The following is a 13,667-nucleotide window of genomic DNA, read 5'->3' as shown; positions in this document are numbered from 1 at the left end:
TCGCAATCGGCTCGCAACACGCGAACGGCCAAGCGACTATCCAGGGTGACAGGGTGCAAGGGCCGTTTCCGGCCGCACCCGTCCCATAAAAAACGAACATTGTTATAGGCTTCAGCCGGCGTTTCGTGCCCCGGCCGATGGCTGTCGCCTGGCCTCGCCCCTACTTCCGTCATTCGCGATGAATGCCGGACCTGAAGGGGTGTGCAAAGGGAGCAGGGCGCCTGCGAGGCGTTCGGGGCGTATGGAAATGGAAGGGAAGCAAATGAAGCACAGAGCTTTGACAGCTGCCGTGACGGCCGGCCTTATGGCCGTGCCGACCGCTGCAATGGCGGATACCAAGTCATCCGCATCCATCGTCAACCCGCGCGCCTCGGCGAAATCCTACCGCTTCGGTGGAAACCACGCGTTCCGGGACCATTTCGCGCGGCTCTTCGGGCGCGGTAACCCGCATGGCGACAAGTGGGGCGGCGGCAGGCCCGGAAAGGGCCACGGAGACTGGGGTGGCCATCGCCCGGAGGACGGCAAGTCACGCGGCTGCTGACGCGCTGAAACCGATGCCGTGGCCGTCCCGAGGGGCGGCCACGGCATCGAGGATCATCCCCGCGCTTCGTCGAAGCCCAGGATCTCGGCGAAGAACGCGAGCATTGCTGCCCAGCTCTGCCGGTCGGCACTGGCATCGTAGCCGATCGCGGCCATGCCGCGTTCGTCGCTGCCGGGATCGGTGAAGCCGTGACGGACACCGGAATAGGCATGGAAATGCCAATTGGCGCCGGCGCGGTCCATTTCTTCCCAGAAGCCGATCACCTGCTCGCGCGGGATAAGGGGGTCGGCATCGCCGTGACAGACGAGGATACGGGGCTTGATCGCACCCGGTTCGGCTGGGTTGATCGTGGAGAGCGTTCCGTGGAAGCTCACGGCACCGAGCAGGTCCTGCCCATCCCGCGCAGCTTCGAGCACGGCCTGACCGCCCATGCAGTAACCGATGCCGATCAGCGGCAGCCCGGCGGCCTCGGGAACGGCCCGCAGCGCAGCGATGGCCGCCGCGATCCGGGCGCGGTAATGCCCGTTGTCGGCGCGCAGCTTCTCGGCCATCGGGAACGATGCCTCGAAGCTGGCGACATGCTCGCCATAGAAGTCCGCGATCAGGACGAGGTAGCCGAGATCGGCCAGCATCGCCGCTCGCCGTTCCATGGCCGCGTTGACGTTCGCTATCGTCGGAAACAGGACCACGGCAGCGCGCGCGTCTTGTTCGGGACGCGCCAGGTGGCCGGTCAGATCCTGACCGGCGTGGCTGTAGGCAATCGTTTCGAGCATGGTCACTCCGGCAGGAAGTCCGGCACCGACAGGTAGCGTTCGCCGGTGTCGTAATTGAAGCCGAGTACGCGGCTGCCAGCAGGCAATTCTTTCAGCTTCTGCGCGATGGCGGCAAGCGTTGCGCCCGAGCTGATGCCGACGAGCATGCCTTCCTCGGTGGCGCAGCGGCGTGCCCATTCCTTGGCATCCGCCGGATCGACCTGAAGCGCACCGTCGATCGACTGGGTGTGCAGGTTGGCAGGCACGAAGCCGGCACCGATGCCCTGGATCGGGTGCGGCCCAGGCTGGCCTCCCGAGATGACCGGGGAGAGGGTAGGTTCGACGGCATAGGCCTTGAGCGTGGGCCAGGTCAGCTTGAGCGTTTCCGCGCAGCCGGTCAGGTGGCCGCCGGTGCCCACGCCGGTGATCAGCACGTCGATCGGCGTTTCGGCGAAATCGGCAAGGATTTCCTGCGCGGTCGTCTTCACGTGGACTGCGATGTTGGCCGGATTCTCGAACTGCTGCGGCATCCACGAGCCGGGCGTGGTCTCGATGAGTTCCCTGGCGCGCTCGATGGCGCCCTTCATGCCCTTTTCACGCGGGGTGAGATCGAAGGTCGCACCATAGGCGAGCATGAGGCGGCGGCGCTCGATCGACATCGATTCGGGCATGACCAGCACGAGCTTGTAGCCCTTGACCGCAGCAACCATGGCAAGGCCGATGCCGGTATTGCCGGAAGTCGGCTCGATGATCGTGCCGCCGGGTTTGAGCGTGCCTTCGGCTTCCGCAGTCTCGATCATGGCCAGCGCGATGCGGTCCTTGATCGATCCGCCGGGATTGGTGCGTTCGGCCTTTACCCAGACTTCATGGTCGGGGAACAGCCGTGATAGGCGGATATGCGGGGTATTGCCGATCGTGGCGAGGATGCTGTCGGCCTTCATGTCTCATGCTCCCATCGTGGTGCGAAGGTACGGGCACGGCGGATCTCCGGAAAGCTCCAGGCCCAGATTGCGGTAATGACTATGGCAGCGCCGCCGCCGAAGACAACAGCCCCGGTGGCGCCAAGCAGGGCTGCGGCCACCCCGGATTGCATCTCGCCCAGCTCGTTCGATGCAGAAATGGCAAGGCCGGAGATGGCCGAAACGCGGCCGCGCTTGTCGTCCGGCGTGCGCAGCTGGACCAGCGAGCTGCGGATGAACACCGAAATCATGTCGGCCGCGCCGAGCATGGCGAGGAAGCCCAGCGACACCACGAAGCTGCGCGAAAGACCGAAGCCCACCGTCATCGCACCGTAAGCCGCAACCGACAGCAGCATCTTCACGCCGACGTTTTTGGCCAGCGGCCTGAACGAGAGCCAGAGCGCAACAATGGCGGCACCGGCAGCGGTTGCAGCGCGCATCTGGCCAAGGCCCTCCGGGCCGACATGGAGAATATCGCGTGCGAAGACGGGCATCAGGGCGGTCGCCCCGCCGAGCAGCACTGCGAAAAGGTCGAGCGTGATGCAGCCCAGCAGGAAGCGCTCGCGCCAGATGAAGTGGAAGCCGTCCACGATCTGGCGGATCGGATGATCCCGGCGCGCATCCTTGGGAACCGGCGGCAGATTGCGGATGCTGGTGATGCTGAAGGCGGCCACCGCCATGAGCGCGGCGGCGATCCAGTACGGCGTTGCGTGGTGGCGCGCGAAGAGGAAGCCGAAGGCGGCCGGGCCGATGATCGTTCCGGCCTCGATGGCGATCGAGTTGAAGGCGATCGCGCGGGGAATGAGGCTGGTGGGAACGATGTTCGGCGCGATCGCGGTCATCGACGGGCTGACGAAGACACGCGCAATGCCGTGGAGCGCGGCGAAGACGTAAAGGACCGGCAGGCTGCGCAGATCGAGTTCGGTGACGAGGGCCAGGCCGATGGCGACGAGGATGTCGACCGCCATGGCGAGACCCGCAACCTTCCGCCGGTCGAATCGGTCGGCAATGACGCCTGCCACCGGGGTCAGCAGGAAGATCGGAAGGAACTGTGCAAAGCCCAGCAGGCCGAGCTGGAACGAGGCTTCCGCGATCGACATGCCGTAGTCGGTGCGGGCCACGTCGTAGAGCTGGTAGCCGATGATGACGACCATGCCGGTAGAGGCGAAGACGACCGCAAAGCGGGCGAGCCAGAATTTGCGATAATCGGCGATGCGCAGGGGCGAGGAAGGTTCCGGCCCGGAACTCGGGGCGGACGGGCTGGGGGGCTGGATCGTGCTCACGGATCGCTGCATGGCAGCATGTCAAAGCATTGCCAAGACATGCCGCTCATGCGGAACGATAGGTTATGTTTTGGATCAATAAGTAAAGCGCGCGGTGATACGCACGTCGCGTCCGGCGATGGGCACGAAGTCGCGCGTTTCGGAAGCGGCGAGGCGCCCGGTGACGTCGAGCAGGTTGTCCGCGGCGAGGATGAGCGAGAGCGGGCCCTGTTCGCCGAACGGACGCCAGGTCGCGCTGGCGTTCACCAGCGTGAAGGCGTTCGTCGGGTTTTCGTTTTCGGTCACGCGGTCCTGCTTCGCGTTCCATTCGACTTCGCCGCGAAGGGTGAAGGCGGAGGAGTCGAACTCAAGGCCGCCGCGCGCGCGCAGCGGCGGGATGCGCGGCACGGGGCCCATGTCGACCAGGCGCGCGCGGGTATAATCGACACCGCCATCGGCCTTGATCGACTTGTCGCCGCCCCAGTGCGCGAACGTCACACCGCCCTCGGCCTCGATACCGCGGAAGCGGGCGCCGGCCTGAAGATACTGGTAGACCGGGAAGTCCTCGATCACTTCGCCGGTGGGCACGGCAGTGATGAAGTTCGAGAAGTTGGTGCCGAACACGGTAACCGATCCCGCCACGTCGCCGCCGTTATAGCGCACGCCAGCTTCGATGCCGTTGCTGCGCTCGACCTTGAAGTCAGGGTTGCCGCGTTCGTAGGACTGGGTGGCGTCGTGCAGGCCGTCGACGAAGAGTTCTTCGGCCGAGGGCGCGCGTTCGCCGTGCGAATAGTTCACCGAAAGGGTGACATGGTCGATCGGGTGCCAGGCGATACCGGCGACGCCCGAATACTGGTCGAAATTGCGCTTCTCGTCGGCCGGGATCGTACGGATGCGCGTGTTTTCGTAACGCAGCGCGCCTTCGAGGTCGAACTGGCCCACTTCGAGGTGCTGCAGCGTGAAGACGGCGAAGCGGTCGGTGTTGTTGTCGGGCAGCAGCATCTCGTCGCCGCTGATGTCGAGCCGGGCGGACGAATACTGGATGCCGCTGGAGCCGCTCCAGATGCCGCGCTTTGCCTGGTCCGCCTGGACGCGCACTTCCACAGCCTTGTTGTGGAACTGGGTGCCGACGTTGCCATCCTCGATCTCGGCGTGCTCGTAGTCGCCATAGGCGCCGCGCAGTTCGAGGCGCTTGAGGAAGCCTTCGAGGTTCAGTCCGGCGCGAAGGTCCACGCGGGTCTGGCGCAGCGAGATACTGGTTGCTTCGGGATCGGCCGAAGGGCGCGGGGGAATGCCGTAGTCGTTGGCGAGGCGCTGTACCGAGATGCCGATGTCGCCGCCGTCGTCGATGAATGCGAGACCGCCGCCCAGCGTCCAGCCTTCGGTGCCGCTGTTGGCGATCTTGCCGCGCTGGTTGGCCTGCTGGGTCAGCGTGGCCGCGCCGGTGAGATCGCCTGCATCGGCAAGATCGCCAGCCTGCGTCAGGGTCTGCGCACGCAGTTCCGGCGACAGGACGTAGCCGCCGACGTGGAGGTCGTCGCTGTGGTAATAGGAAGCGTCGAAGTGCGCCACGAGGCGGCTGGCGAGCCGGATATCGGTGGCAACGCCGCCGTTGACCATGTTCGCTGCCGTTCCGAACGAGCCCAGAGCATCGAGGCTGAAGGCCTTGTCCGGCACTTTGCGCGGGATCCGCTTGTCCACGGCATTGACGACGCCGCCCGAAGGATCGCTGGCATAGAGCAGCACGCGCGGGCCGTGCAGGACCTCGATCCGGTCCACGTTGAGCGTGTCGAGCGACACGGCGTGGTCTGCCGAGACGGAAGATGCGTCGAGCGAGCCGATGCCGTCCAGCAGCACCTGCACGCGGGGGCCGTCAAAGCCGCGCAAGACCGGGCGCGACACGCCGGGCGCGAAGCCGGTGCTGGAAACGCCAGGAAGGCTGGCAAGCATTTCGCCGATCTGCGGCTTGAGGTCACGGGTCAGCGCCTCGCCCGAGAGCACGACCGGCGCGGCGATGGGATCGGCATTGCCGGAGATCAGGCGGCCGGTGACGATGATTTCCGGGCCGTTTTCCTGCGGATGCCCGTCCGTGTCGGCCGCCGCGCTCGGCGCGGGTGAGCCGGTCTGTGCCGCAGCGATGCCGGGCATGACGGCGAGCGTCGAGGAGAGGGCGCTGGCAGTCACCAGCAGGGCGAGTCGGGCGGTTGGGAGCGTCATGCTCAACCGGCTAATTGCGAGGATATAACATATCAATGCTGAAATGTTTCGCGGCGACAAGGCGTTTCATGCGCGCGATGAATGGAGTTTCGTCGTGAAATTCCCGGATAAATGGCGCCCTTGATCGCGGCGCCGGCAGCCAAGCCTTAGCGGCGCGGGCGCAGGCGCGGGTTCGGCTGAACCGTATCAACGAGCTTCAGGAAGTCGTCGATGCGGATGATGCGCTCGAACTGGAAGCCGGCGCGGCCTTCGTGAGCCCAGATCAGATGGGCCTCGATCCGGCCGATCACCGGGAGGCGCATGACCAGGCGTTCGCCGCGGTCGAGCGGTTGTTCGCCTTGCGCCATGAAGCCCTGCGCAGAGAGATTGACGATGTGCAGATGGAGGTCGCCGAGCTGGCGATGTTCAGCAATCACCTTGTAATCGACGGGGTGCCGTGCCGCGCGACGCTTGTCGGTTACAGTGAGCTGCGCTCCTGCAGTCATCTCTAAATGCCTCATGATGGTGTTGTGACTGTGAGCGACAACGGTGCATCGAAATGGCAAAGAAACGGTAAACCTGTTCACTTTTGCGCGGTATGCGGCGGTCGAACGTGCCGCATATACGTTAAAATGCCCCGGTTCGGGGAACCGGGGCATTCTTGTGAGTAGAACTGCGTAAGGGCTGTGGAACGGTGGTTCAGGCGCCCTTGAGCACGGCGTGCTTCTTCTTGCCGAGGCTGAGCTTGCGGGTTTCGCCGGCTGGGATCGCGATCAGATAGCCCGGATCGTCCATCGTCACATCGTCCAGCTTCACCGCGCCTTCGCCGATCTTGCGCTTGGCCTCGCCGTTGGAGGCGGTGAAGCCAAGTTCGGTCAGCGCCGAGCCGAGGCGCACGCCTTCGCCCGTCACTTCGAGCGTGGGGAGATCCTGTCCGAGGCCGCCGCCCGCGAAAGTGGCCTTGGCGGTAGCTTCGGCGGTGACGGCTGCATCCTCGCCGCGGCACAGCCTGGTCACTTCGTTGGCGAGCACGACTTTGGCATCGTTGATCGCGGCGCCTTCGAGCGTTTCGAGGCGTGCGATCTCGTCAAGCGGCAAGTCGGTGAACAGGCGCAGGAACTTGCCGACGTCGCGGTCGTCGCAGTTACGCCAGTATTGCCAGAAGTCGTAGGAGGGCAGCATGTCCTCGTTGAGCCAGACCGCACCGGCCGCCGACTTGCCCATCTTGGCGCCGTCGGCTGTGGTGAGCAGCGGCGTGGTGATCCCGAAGACTTCCCTGGAATCCATTCGGCGGGTCAGTTCGATGCCGTTGATGATGTTGCCCCACTGATCGGAGCCGCCCATCTGCAACGCCACGCCCATTTCCCTGGAAAGGTGGCGGAAATCGTAACCCTGCAGGATCATGTAGTTGAATTCGAGGAAAGTCATCGGCTGCTCGCGTTCAAGGCGCAGACGCACCGAATCGAACGAAAGCATGCGATTTACGGTGAAATGCGTGCCGACTTCCTGAAGCAGCTGGATATAGCCAAGCTGCCCGAGCCAGTCGTGGTTGTTGACCATCACCGCGTCGGTCGGCCCGTCTCCGAACTTCAGCAGGCGCGAGAAGATCGAGAAGATGCCCTTGATATTGGTCTCGATCGCCTCGTCGCTCAGCATCTTGCGGCTTTCGTCGCGGCCGGTGGGATCGCCGATACGGGTGGTGCCGCCGCCCATGAGCACGATCGGCTTGTGGCCGGCCTGCTGAAGGCGGCGCAGCATCATGATCTGCACGAGGCTGCCGATGTGGAGCGACGCGGCGGTGGCGTCGAAGCCGATATACCCGGGCACGACCTGCTTCGCCGCCAGGGCATCGAGGCCCTCCGCGTCCGTCATCTGGTGGATGTAGCCGCGCTCGTCGAGGAGGCGGAGCAGGGAGGAATTGTAGGTCATGATGGCCCAGTGCTTCTTTGGCTTGGATGGATCTAGAGCGGCGCGCGTAGCACGCACGGCGCCCAAGATGAAGCGGTTGGTCGCCCTGCCGCGGGCATCCGGCCGAATCCGCATTGCCAGCCCCCCGGCTCACCTTCTACCCGAACAGGCATGGCCGACCTGACCCGCCACCCGGCGCACCCCTCCACCCTCGTCCGTTCCATCGAAACCCGCGTAATCGGCTTCGACACCGCCTGGCTGCGGGTTCGCTGGCGCATCCTCGGCGCCGGCAAGCTCGTGGTGCCCTCCTTCGCGGGCAAGGGCAGGGCGGATGAACTCTGGCGCACCACCTGCTTCGAACTGTTCCTGCAACCCGCGCAAGCCGCGGGCTATACCGAGTTCAATCTTTCGCCGTCGGAGCGCTGGAACGTCTACGATTTCTCGGGTCGCCGCGAGGGGATGGCCGAAAGGCCGATGCCCCGCGAGCCGGAATGCGCGATGCGCAAGGGTTCCGACATCGCCGTGTTCGACGCCGCCATTCCGGCGGGCGGCCTTCCGGAAGGCCCGCTGCGCTGCGGCTTCACGGCGGTGATCGAGGAGGAGGGCGGCGTGAAAAGCTACTGGGCACTTGCCCACAAGGCAGATGCGCCCGACTTCCACGATCCGTCTTGCTTCACGCTTGAGCTTGCGGCACCCACCGCCTCATGAAATTCGGCATCGATCGCCTGCTGGCGGACCCTGAACTGCGCGCTCCTCTCGAAGGACGCCGTGTCGCCCTCGTGGCCCATCCCGCCTCGGTAACCGAGGATCTGGTTCATTCGCTCGACGCGCTGATCGCCGCCGGCGTCAACGTGACGAGCGCGTTCGGGCCGCAGCATGGGCTCAAGGGCGACAAGCAGGACAACATGGTCGAGACGGCGAACGAGCTCGATCCGACTTACGGTATCCCGGTCTACAGCCTCTACGGTGAAGTACGCCGGCCGACCGAGGAGATGATGGCGAGCGCGGACGTGTTCCTGTTCGACCTCCAGGACCTCGGCTGCCGCATCTACACTTTCGTGACGACACTGCTCTATCTGCTCGAAGCGGCGCAGGAGCAGGGCAAGGCCGTCTGGGTGCTTGACCGGCCCAACCCGGCGGGGCGCCCGGTCGAGGGCACGATCCTGCTGGCTGGGCAGGAGAGCTTCGTCGGCGCCGGTCCTATGCCGATGCGTCACGGATTGACGCTGGGCGAGATGGGGCACTGGTTCGTGCGCCGCTTCGGTCTCGACGTGGACTACCGCGTGATCGCCATGGATGGCTGGGAACCAGAAGGTCCGGGCTTCGGCTGGCCGCAGGACCGTATCTGGATCAACCCGAGCCCGAACGCGGCCAATCTCAACATGGCGCGCGCCTATGCGGGCACGGTAATGCTGGAAGGCGCACTGCTCTCGGAGGGACGCGGGACCACGCGCCCGCTCGAAGTGCTGTTCGGCGCGCCGGACGTCGATGCCAGGGCCGTTCTTGCCGAAATGGAGCGTATCGCGCCCGAATGGCTGGCCGGCTGCGCGCTGCGGGAATGCTGGTTCGAACCGACGTTCCACAAACATGCCGGAACCCTGTGCAGCGGACTGATGATCCATGCCGAGGGCACGTTCTACGATCACCATGCCTTCCGGCCCTGGCGCCTGCAGGCGCTGGCCTTCAAGGCGATCCGGAATCTCTATCCGGACTACGCGATCTGGCGCGACTTTCCTTACGAATACGAATTCGATCGCCTGGCCATCGACGTTATCAACGGCGGCCCGGCGCTGCGTGAATGGGTGGAGGATCCGGCCTCGGTTCCGGCCGATCTGGAAGCGATCGCGGGAGCGGACGAGGCGGCATGGCGCCAAGAGATCGCCGACCTGCTGATCTATCGCTGAAACAGGATCGAGGGCTCCCGAGCGGGAGCCCTCTCCATTGGTGCGCTGCTTAGAAGCGCATGCCGCCGGTCAGGGCGACGTGGCGGCGCTGGAAGTTCACGCCTTCAAAGCTGCCGAGATCGGCATAGTTGAATTCGACGCCGACATAAGTGGCGGCGGAAAGATTGTAGTCGAAGCCGATCGCGCCCTGGATGCCGTCAAGCGTTTCGGAATCGGAGTCACCGTCGAAGGTCGCCTTGAGCTTCATGCGGTCGTAGCCGACCTTGGCGTAAAGCTGCGAACGGGTGCCCAGGTTCAGGCCGATGCGGCCGCCGGCTGCGAAGTTGCCGGCCGAACCGAGGCAGAGGCCGCTGTCGCATTCCTTCGAGCGGGCGTATTCGTAATTGACGTAAGGCCCCACGGTGACTTTCGTGCTGACCGGAAGGTCGTAGCCGATCTCGCCGCCAAACGAGACGGACTGGCCCAGCTTGTAAACGTCGCCGTCGCTGACGGTGGGCGTTTCCCAACCGACGCGCGCTTCCGCGCGAAGACCGGAGAGCTTGGTCTCGTCGGCCAGAGCGGGCTGGGCAAGCAGAGCTGCGGCCACGAGGCCGTACTTATAAAAATTCATAATTTCCCCCTTTGGAGAAGCGCACCCGCTTCGCCAAATTACCGATTAAAGAACTGTAATACCTTTATTTTTAAGCGCCCGAAGCGAGCGCGCAGCTAGCGGCTCTCGTGGCGGCTTTCAATCGACAATTTCATGAATTGCGACAGACATGTTGTTTTCGGGATGGTGATGCAGTCGTGCAACAATCGCAGCGATATTTGCCTCTGGCCGGTCTATTCATGCGGGCAATGCCGCGTCAGGCTTTCTTTCGGCTGAGTTCGCGCATGGCGCCGTCCAGACCGTCGAGCGTCAGCGGGAACATGGCCCCGCCAACCAGTTCGCGGATCATCCGGGTCGAACTGGAGTAGGTCCACTGCTGCTCGGGCGTGGGATTGAGCCAGACCGTTGCCGGATAGGTCCGGGCGATACGGCCCAGCCACACCGCCCCCGCTTCGTCGTTCATGTGCTCCACCGAACCGCCGGGATGGCTGATCTCGTAAGGGCTCATCGCGGCGTCGCCGACGAAGATCACCTTGTAGTCGTGCCCGTACTTGTGAAGCACGTCCCAGGTGGGCGTGCGCTGGGACCAGCGGCGGCGATTGTCCTTCCACAGGCCTTCGTAGACGCAGTTGTGGAAGTAGAAGAATTCCATGTTCTTGAACTCGGCGCTGGCCGCGCTGAACAGTTCCTCCATGAGCTGGATGTACGGGTCCATCGATCCGCCGACATCGAGGAACAGCAGCACTTTCACGGCATTGTGCCGTTCCGGCCGCATGACCACGTCAAGCCAGCCCTGCTTCGCCGTGCCCCGGATGGTGCCTTCGAGGTCGAGTTCCTCGGCCGCACCTTCGCGTGCAAAACGGCGCAGGCGCCGCAGGGCAACCTTGATGTTGCGGGTGCCGAGATCGCGGGTGTTGTCGAGATTGGCGAACTCGCGCTTTTCCCAGACCTTGATGGCACGGCCGTGCGCGCCTTCGCCGCCGACGCGGATGCCCTCGGGGTTGTAGCCGGCATGGCCGAAGGGCGAAGTGCCGTTGGTTCCCACCCACTTGTTCCCGCCCGAGTGACGTTTTTCCTGCTCAGCCAGACGCTTCTTCAGCGTCTCCATGATCTCGTCCCAGGAACCGAGCGACCTGATCTGCTGCATTTCCTCCTGCGAGAAATAGCGCTCGGCGACTTTTTTCAGCCAGTCCTCGGGAATTTCGACCGGCTGCTGGCCGTAATCGGTGAGAACGCCCTTGAAGACCTTCTGGAACACCTGGTCGAACCGGTCGAGCAGGCCTTCGTCCTTCACGAAAATGGCGCGACTGAGGTAGTAGAAGGCTTCCGGCGTCTGTTCGATCACCCCGCGGTCGAGCGCTTCGAGAAGCACGAGATGCTCCTTGAGCGAGGCCGGAATACCGGCGGCGCGCAGCTCGTCGACGAAATTCAGCAGCACGGCAGCATCTCCATTCCCCGTGACTTCTGGTCGCGCCCTCCCGCCTCGTCAATCTTCGCGCTCGAAGAACCGGCAGTGCGATTGTGACGTTCGAACGGGCGGCTATAAACGCGGGGTGCAGCTTACATCGAATCAGGTCGCTCGATATCGCGAAGACGCCGTCAGGGCCTTGCAACGCGGGGATGGCAGGGCCGCCCTGGCCGCTCTGGAACCATTGGCCACGCTACCCGACCCACCGTTGCTCTCGATTGCGCAGGCACATCTCATGGCCTCGGACCCGGCTGGTGCCGAGGCGGTGCTTGAAAGAGTTCTCGCCGCCGATCCCCGCAACATCGGCGCGTTGCTCCTGAAGGGCGATTCGCGGACCCGGCTCGGAGACAGCCGCGCCGCGATCGCGTTCTACAAGGCCGCACTGGACGCCGCTTCGCGTCTCTCGTCGGTGCCGCCTGCATTGCAAGCGGCACTGGGGCAGGCGCAGCGACAGATCGCGGCGTTTTCCGCGCGCTACGAAGACGAACTGCGCGCTCGCCTTGTCAACGATATCGGCGGCGTCTCGATAAGTCCGCGGATCGCCGAGGCGCTGGACATTCTGACCGGCAAGCGGGAAGTTTTCGTCCAGCAGCCGCAAAGCTTCTATTTTCCGGGCCTGCCGCAAATCCAGTATTACGAACGCGAGCAGTTCGATTGGGTTTCTGCCGTAGAGGCGGAAACGGAAGCGATCCGGGAAGAGCTGCTCGCCGTACTCGCGCAGGACGGTGCATTTCGTCCCTACGTGGAATCCGAACCGGGACGGCCCGCCAAGCAGAATTCCATGGTTGGAGATCCGCGGTGGGGGGCCTGGTACCTGTGGCGGGGCGGCGAAGCAGTTGCCGGGCAAGCAGAACGTTGCCCCCGGACGATGGCGGCGCTGGAACATGCGCCCATCCCGCGTGTCACGGGGCGCTCGCCGATGGCGCTGTTTTCCCGCCTTCAGCCCGGCATGCATATTCCGGCCCATACCGGCTTCCTGAACACGCGACTGATCTGTCACTTGCCGCTCGTCGTTCCGGCGGGGTGCCGGTTCCGCGTGGGTAACGAGACGCGTCAGTGGGAAGAGGGAAAGTTGCTCATCTTCGATGACAGCATGGAGCATGAGGCCTGGAACGATGGTTCGCAGGACCGCGTCGTCCTTCTGTTCGAAGTCTGGCGGCCCGAGATCAGCGCGGAAGATCGCGCCGCGCTTACCGTGATGTTCGAGTACATTTCCGCTTACGACGCGTAAGCCGCTTCGGTTCGGCGGCGGATACCGTGGACGGCGGCCACCAGTACGAACGAGATGTACATCAGGAGATACCATGCCCCCAGCTTCGCCGGATGCACCAGTGTCCAGCCGGACTGCTGGTCCGGGTAGATCCAGGCGCGCGAGAACGTGCCGAGGTTTTCGGCGAACCAGATGAACAGGCTGACCAGCAGCCATCCCAGCAAGAGCGGCATCCAGCGGTCCGCACGCCAGACCCGGAAGCGGATGCGAGTGCGCGCGAAAAGGACGGCCAGCGCCGCGAACAGTCCGATCCGGATGTCGGACAGCCAGTGGTGGGCGAAGAAGTTCACATAGACGGCGATCGCCAGGACCCATGTGGCGGGGATGGGCGGGTAGCGGGTGAAGCGAAAGTCGAAGATCCGCCAGACGCGGGCGATATAGCTGCCTACGGCGGCATACATGAAGCCGGAAAACAGCGGCACGCCGCCGATCCGCAGCAGGCTTGCCTCAGGATATTGCCAGGATCCGTAAGCGGTCTTGAACAGCTCCATCACCGTGCCCACGACGTGGAAGGCGAGGATCACTTTCGCCTCGTCGTAGGTCTCCAGCCGCAAGGCGAGCATGGCCACCTGGATTGCCAGTGCGGCCAGCGTCAGGAAGTCGTAGCGGGCCAGCGCTGCATCGGCTGGGTAGAACAGGTGAGTGGCCACCAGCAGCGCCAGCAAGACGCCGCCATAGAGGCAGGCCCAGCCTTGCTTGAAGCCGAACAGCAGGAATTCATACAGCCAAGACTGCCATCCGGCTGCGGGTGTAAAATCCTCTAGTTGCTGCCGGATTGCGGCAAAACGGGTCTGCATGACAGGATATGTTTGGCCCGG

Annotated in this window: 13 protein-coding genes; 4 read left to right on the top strand and 9 right to left on the bottom strand. The window is 64.3% G+C overall.

Annotation, left to right across the window (positions count from 1 at the left end; translation table 11 throughout):
* Positions 1-289 precede the first annotated feature (289 nt).
* Complete coding sequence (locus ACXJ16_RS05500) at positions 290-541, top strand: hypothetical protein (RefSeq protein WP_463921558.1); 252 nt, start codon at positions 290-292, stop codon at positions 539-541.
* A gap of 53 nt (positions 542-594) precedes the next feature.
* Here the strand turns inward: ACXJ16_RS05500 and ACXJ16_RS05495 are convergent, their stop codons facing one another.
* The 6 genes from ACXJ16_RS05495 to tyrS all read right to left on the bottom strand — a co-directional run bounded on the left by ACXJ16_RS05495 (position 595) and on the right by tyrS (position 7,639).
* Positions 595-1,314, bottom strand: coding sequence for a dienelactone hydrolase family protein (locus ACXJ16_RS05495; protein WP_463921556.1), 720 nt, complete (start codon positions 1,312-1,314; stop codon positions 595-597).
* A 2-nt stretch (positions 1,315-1,316) separates the two neighbouring features.
* Positions 1,317-2,234, bottom strand: a complete 918-nt coding sequence (gene cysK / locus ACXJ16_RS05490; protein WP_185997451.1) for a cysteine synthase A — start codon at positions 2,232-2,234, stop codon at positions 1,317-1,319.
* On the bottom strand, positions 2,231-3,547 hold the full coding sequence (locus ACXJ16_RS05485; RefSeq protein ID WP_054438843.1) for an MFS transporter: 1,317 nt from the start codon (positions 3,545-3,547) through the stop codon (positions 2,231-2,233). Before ACXJ16_RS05485 ends, cysK begins: the two co-directional genes overlap by 4 nt.
* A 63-nt stretch (positions 3,548-3,610) precedes the next feature.
* Entirely contained in the window at positions 3,611-5,731 is a 2,121-nt protein-coding gene (locus ACXJ16_RS05480) for a TonB-dependent receptor (RefSeq protein ID WP_463921554.1), read from the bottom strand.
* A 146-nt stretch (positions 5,732-5,877) separates the two neighbouring features.
* Positions 5,878-6,216: a PilZ domain-containing protein gene (locus ACXJ16_RS05475; RefSeq protein WP_054438847.1), complete on the bottom strand. Its 339-nt coding sequence runs from the start codon at positions 6,214-6,216 to the stop codon at positions 5,878-5,880.
* Between the two features lie 193 nt (positions 6,217-6,409).
* Positions 6,410-7,639, bottom strand: coding sequence for a tyrosine--tRNA ligase (gene tyrS / locus ACXJ16_RS05470; protein WP_454797150.1), 1,230 nt, complete (start codon positions 7,637-7,639; stop codon positions 6,410-6,412).
* 150 nt (positions 7,640-7,789) lie between these two features.
* Here tyrS and ACXJ16_RS05465 point away from each other — a divergent pair, with 150 nt between their 5' ends.
* Positions 7,790-8,326 carry a DOMON-like domain-containing protein gene (locus ACXJ16_RS05465; protein ID WP_185997447.1) on the top strand — a complete coding sequence of 179 codons (537 nt, stop codon included), beginning with the start codon at positions 7,790-7,792 and terminating at the stop codon, positions 8,324-8,326.
* Complete coding sequence (locus ACXJ16_RS05460) at positions 8,323-9,522, top strand: exo-beta-N-acetylmuramidase NamZ family protein (RefSeq protein WP_463921552.1); 1,200 nt, start codon at positions 8,323-8,325, stop codon at positions 9,520-9,522. Before ACXJ16_RS05465 ends, ACXJ16_RS05460 begins: the two co-directional genes overlap by 4 nt.
* 49 nt (positions 9,523-9,571) lie before the next feature.
* Here the strand turns inward: ACXJ16_RS05460 and ACXJ16_RS05455 are convergent, their stop codons facing one another.
* A complete protein-coding gene (locus ACXJ16_RS05455) occupies positions 9,572-10,132 on the bottom strand; it encodes an outer membrane beta-barrel protein (RefSeq protein ID WP_054438853.1) in 561 nt (186 codons plus the stop codon).
* Positions 10,133-10,367: 235 nt separating this feature from the next.
* Positions 10,368-11,549 carry a vWA domain-containing protein gene (locus ACXJ16_RS05450; RefSeq protein WP_463921551.1) on the bottom strand — a complete coding sequence of 394 codons (1,182 nt, stop codon included), beginning with the start codon at positions 11,547-11,549 and terminating at the stop codon, positions 10,368-10,370.
* 214 nt (positions 11,550-11,763) lie between these two features.
* Here ACXJ16_RS05450 and ACXJ16_RS05445 point away from each other — a divergent pair, with 214 nt between their 5' ends.
* A complete protein-coding gene (locus tag ACXJ16_RS05445) occupies positions 11,764-12,810 on the top strand; it encodes an aspartyl/asparaginyl beta-hydroxylase domain-containing protein (RefSeq protein ID WP_463921549.1) in 1,047 nt (348 codons plus the stop codon).
* Here the strand turns inward: ACXJ16_RS05445 and ACXJ16_RS05440 are convergent.
* The gene (locus tag ACXJ16_RS05440) at positions 12,798-13,646 is read right to left on the bottom strand and encodes a DUF817 domain-containing protein (protein ID WP_463921547.1); all 849 of its coding nucleotides are present in this window, start codon (positions 13,644-13,646) and stop codon (positions 12,798-12,800) included. The genes ACXJ16_RS05445 and ACXJ16_RS05440 overlap by 13 nt on opposite strands.
* Positions 13,647-13,667: the final 21 nt, after the last annotated feature.

The sequence above is a fragment of the Novosphingobium sp. TK71 genome (assembly GCF_055361505.1).
Note: the sequence above shows the minus strand (reverse complement) of the source record. Positions and strands in the feature narration are given on the sequence as shown.

What these genes read in the sequence shown, in the direction of transcription:
- ACXJ16_RS05495 (WP_463921556.1), bottom strand. Translation starts at nt 1,314, where the DNA reads ATGCTCGAAACGATTGCCTACAGCCACGCCGGTCAGGATCTGACCGGC.
- cysK (WP_185997451.1), bottom strand. Translation starts at nt 2,234, where the DNA reads ATGAAGGCCGACAGCATCCTCGCCACGATCGGCAATACCCCGCATATC.
- ACXJ16_RS05485 (WP_054438843.1), bottom strand. Translation starts at nt 3,547, where the DNA reads ATGCAGCGATCCGTGAGCACGATCCAGCCCCCCAGCCCGTCCGCCCCG.
- ACXJ16_RS05480 (WP_463921554.1), bottom strand. Translation starts at nt 5,731, where the DNA reads ATGACGCTCCCAACCGCCCGACTCGCCCTGCTGGTGACTGCCAGCGCC.
- ACXJ16_RS05475 (WP_054438847.1), bottom strand. Translation starts at nt 6,216, where the DNA reads ATGACTGCAGGAGCGCAGCTCACTGTAACCGACAAGCGTCGCGCGGCA.
- tyrS (WP_454797150.1), bottom strand. Translation starts at nt 7,639, where the DNA reads ATGACCTACAATTCCTCCCTGCTCCGCCTCCTCGACGAGCGCGGCTAC.
- ACXJ16_RS05465 (WP_185997447.1), top strand. Translation starts at nt 7,790, where the DNA reads ATGGCCGACCTGACCCGCCACCCGGCGCACCCCTCCACCCTCGTCCGT.
- ACXJ16_RS05460 (WP_463921552.1), top strand. Translation starts at nt 8,323, where the DNA reads ATGAAATTCGGCATCGATCGCCTGCTGGCGGACCCTGAACTGCGCGCT.
- ACXJ16_RS05455 (WP_054438853.1), bottom strand. Translation starts at nt 10,132, where the DNA reads ATGAATTTTTATAAGTACGGCCTCGTGGCCGCAGCTCTGCTTGCCCAG.
- ACXJ16_RS05440 (WP_463921547.1), bottom strand. Translation starts at nt 13,646, where the DNA reads ATGCAGACCCGTTTTGCCGCAATCCGGCAGCAACTAGAGGATTTTACA.